The 3,415-nt window shown below is 56.5% G+C and carries 4 protein-coding genes and 1 pseudogene; 1 reads left to right on the forward strand and 4 read right to left on the reverse strand.

The genetic code is table 11. From position 1 onward, the window contains the following. Positions 1 to 197: pseudogene (locus tag AB7E06_RS19155) on the forward strand (acetate/propionate family kinase); the annotation flags it as partial. Positions 198 to 313: 116 nt separating this feature from the next. Here AB7E06_RS19155 and AB7E06_RS19160 read toward each other — a convergent pair. From AB7E06_RS19160 to AB7E06_RS19175, 4 genes are all read right to left on the reverse strand, one after another. Next, a complete protein-coding gene (locus AB7E06_RS19160; RefSeq protein WP_427958180.1) occupies positions 314 to 586 on the reverse strand; it encodes a Uma2 family endonuclease in 273 nt (90 codons plus the stop codon). A gap of 281 nt (positions 587 to 867) precedes the next feature. Beyond that, on the reverse strand, positions 868 to 1,656 hold the full coding sequence (locus AB7E06_RS19165; RefSeq protein WP_427958181.1) for a pilus assembly protein: 789 nt from the start codon (positions 1,654 to 1,656) through the stop codon (positions 868 to 870). A gap of 26 nt (positions 1,657 to 1,682) precedes the next feature. Next, positions 1,683 to 2,249 (reverse strand): pilin, encoded by a 567-nt coding sequence (locus AB7E06_RS19170; protein WP_427958183.1) that lies wholly within the window; start codon positions 2,247 to 2,249, stop codon positions 1,683 to 1,685. Positions 2,250 to 2,374: 125 nt separating this feature from the next. Then, the gene (locus AB7E06_RS19175; protein WP_427958184.1) at positions 2,375 to 2,950 is read right to left on the reverse strand and encodes a pilin; all 576 of its coding nucleotides are present in this window, start codon (positions 2,948 to 2,950) and stop codon (positions 2,375 to 2,377) included. Positions 2,951 to 3,415 lie beyond the last annotated feature (465 nt).

A 3,415-nucleotide genomic window follows, 5' to 3' on the forward strand; every position in this document is an offset into this window, starting at 1 on the left:
TGCGCTGGCTGGGGCTGCACCTGGAGCCGCAGCGCAACCGCCAGGCCGACGGCAAAGAAGCCTACGCCATCCACGCGCCCGACAGCTCCGTCGAAATCTGGGTCATCCCCACCGACGAAGGCCGCGTGGCCGCCCGCGAGGCCGTCGCCCTGCTGCAATCCGGGCAGGCACTGGAGCAGGCCCGGGCACTGGCCTGAAAACCCCGGCGCACGCTGCGGCGTGCGCACGCCTGGCCTACTGGCGACCATCGGGCTCCACCGCCAGGCGCTGCAGTCATGAACGTCCGCTCTGTCAACGTGCCATGGCGGGTGCCTCAGCCCGGCACATCGGCATACACCTCGGCCAGCGGCAGCTCGGTGTCCAGGCAGTCGATGCGGATGCTGCCCTGCTCCACATACTCCACCGTCCAGCCATTGGCACGCCGATAGACCTCGACGCGCCGCGCGTCCTGATCCACCAGCAGATAAGTCTGCAGGCTGGGCAGACCCTGGTAGGCCAGCAGCTTCTCGCGCCGGTCAATACGCGCCGTGTGCGTGGCGGACGGCGCAAACCGGTTACGACGTTGTTTGGTAATTGTTTTGAACACTACTGAATTTGTAGCTGCTTGCGCTTGTCAAATAACGGCATAAGGCCAAAACGACCACCGTCATCGCCGCGCAGGCGGGGGGCCAGGCCGCCGCCCAAACCCACGCCCGCCGCTCAAGCCGCAGAGGCTCACTCTCGGGGCGCAGGTTCAAATGCTATTGAAACCGAAGCTGCCAGCGCTCATAAACATTGGGCTGCGGGCATATCTGGTTGATGATCCTGGATGTTGCAGAGAAACCGGAGGGAAATTGGAATCTGACCCCAATATTCAGGGCGGACTAGTTATGGCACCAAAAACCCGTCCCCAGGGAGAAACCCCAGAATACGGGCGGATTGATCCATTATCGCCACCCACTCCTGCTTATGAAGCACAGGAAGAAATAAAGCGTTCTCCAGGGCCACACCGCTTTTATCCAGTAACTTAGTCATCTCGCTCAAGGAATCGGGATATCGCTCAATGAACGCTTTCAATGGCTTGGCTCGAGCCAGTGCCTTAGCTTGGTAGGCAACATCGTAAGGCACATAGAACTCAGGCCGTTGGGAATAGTCGCGCCCCCCGAACACAGAATCAAGCATGACCTCCTGGCGCTCCTTTGCGTCTCGGGGGGCGCGGACACCCACAATCACGGGGCCATTGAGCCAGTGGGGTTGAATTGACGGGTCGAGTGACGACAACATTTGACTAACATCGTCACCTTGGTAATCCGGCAAACCGATGACGCGAAAGCGATCAACCTCATGCACCAAAAACAATGGGCGCGCCTGATGAACTATGTAAATACCATAGGTCAGTGCTGCCAATTGAATCGATACCACCAGTGACATGTCTGCAAAAAGCTCCCGGCGCGACTTCCTAGGGTTGAACAATACCAGCGTCAGCGCAGGGCCGCAGATTAAGTCCACACTTACCAAGATAAGAAACAGGCTGAGCCCTCCTGAGAGCAAGCCATACGGATGGGGATACCAGACAAGAAACACGAGCACGGCTGCTAGTGCCGCCACAATGACCGAACCCAGAAAATGGAAAAGGGCAGCCTTGGTTGCTACCCGTAGACGCAAAGAAAATGACATTGGCGGATGGAAAGTCAATACGGCTGTTAGCGGCACTCGGCCGGCAGATACTTGGCTGGCAAGGTACCCAAGGTGACGTTGGTCATGCCGCGCGCAGTCGCAGTCATCGACGTATCACCTGCACAGGCCCAATCAATAGACTCGGTGGATGCTGCGGTCGGTGCGGCATTACTAGCATTGGGCGATAAAGTGAATGTTAGACCATTGAGCCCGGACGGTAGGCCGTTGGAAGCGTTGGCTGCCACGGTAACAAAAATGGGCCAGGCTCCGTCGGAAGTATAGGGCGCACAAGCGACCCCTACAGCACCTGCTGCCCCCACGCATAGATTAGCCACATACTTGGACTGCTTGTCCGCCAAGGGAATCTGGTTGATTGCCATTGCAGCCGAGTCTAGACCAACCACGCGATTTTGTGTATAGCCCTCGCCAAGGAGGCCCTTGGCGGTAGATAAAGCCACCAGAGCCTCACTTAACTTGGCACGGACAGTGTAATCTTGGTATGCAGGTAGAGCCATTGCAGCCAAAATGCCGACAATGGCAACCACAACCATTAACTCAATCAGTGTAAAACCTTGAATGAGCTTCGATTTCACAGCAGCACTCCTTGGATGACGTGAACACCAAGCGGCAACATTAAAAAATAAAAGGGCACTCTTCAGTGCCCTTCAAATTCAGCAAGAACATCTCTTGCATCAATATTGATTCAATTCACTATTGCTCAGCGGCATTCAGCTGGTGCATACTTCGCAAGCAAAGCCGTGCCTGCAGGCGCGGTAATCGTAGCTGTCGGGAAGCGCGTCGTAGCAGTCGTATCCGTAGAGCTTGCACAAGCCCAGTCAATGGCGCCAACCGAAGCTGCCGTGGGCGCAACACCTTGAACCAGCGGCGTGAACGCAAGGGTATGACCATTCAAACCGGTGGGGATGCCATTGGCTGCAGTTGCAGCAACCGCGACTTGAATCGTCCAAGGCGCCCCCCCGGGATGAGCAGCGCAATTAGCTGCACCGGGAGTTGCATCGACACAGTAATTCACCACATATTTTGACGCCTTCTCAGCAAAAGGTGTGTTATTAATACCTGCTGCCGCGGCATCCATGGCGCCAATACCGCCAGTTTGAAATGCTTCACTAATCACGCCCTTGGCCGCAGATGCAGCAATCACTGCTTCTGAAACCTTGGCACGAATACTGTAGTCTTGATACGCAGGCAGAGCCACGGCCGCCAGAATACCGATGATGGCCACCACGATCATCAGTTCGATCAGGGTGAAACCCTTTTGCATGAAACGCTTCATAAATTCCTCCAAGGAGTAAGGTTGTGAACCCCCGCAGAGGAATCCTGCGGGTTGACCGTATCCCAGCATCTTCTGTGCCAGGGTGTGGCTGCAACAAGGTGTTGCGGACTGTGAGGGTTTTTGGGGGATGGAGTCTGGCGGGTGTCTGTGCCTGGGGTTTACCCGGTGTTTCGTGACATTTTTGTCGCCCTTATTTGTCGGAGGGTGACGTGGACGGGGCTTTGGTGGCGGTGGGGGTGGGTGGTTCTTGCCGACTGTCAACTGTTTAAGCCGGGGCTGCCCTCACCCCAACCCTCTCCCAGAGGGAGAGGGAGTCATGCCCTCACCCCTGCTCGCCCAGCGGGAGAGCAACTGTGTTCAAAGTCAAGTCATTTTGAGATAGCTCCAGCATGTGGATAACTCACTTGCCAAGGCACGCCGGATTTGAGAACGGCGTTGATGATCGTGAGCACCTTGTGCATACAG

This window comes from Alcaligenes sp. (assembly GCF_050255915.1).
GTDB classification, from domain to species: Bacteria; Pseudomonadota; Gammaproteobacteria; order Burkholderiales; family Burkholderiaceae_B; genus Alcaligenes; species Alcaligenes aquatilis.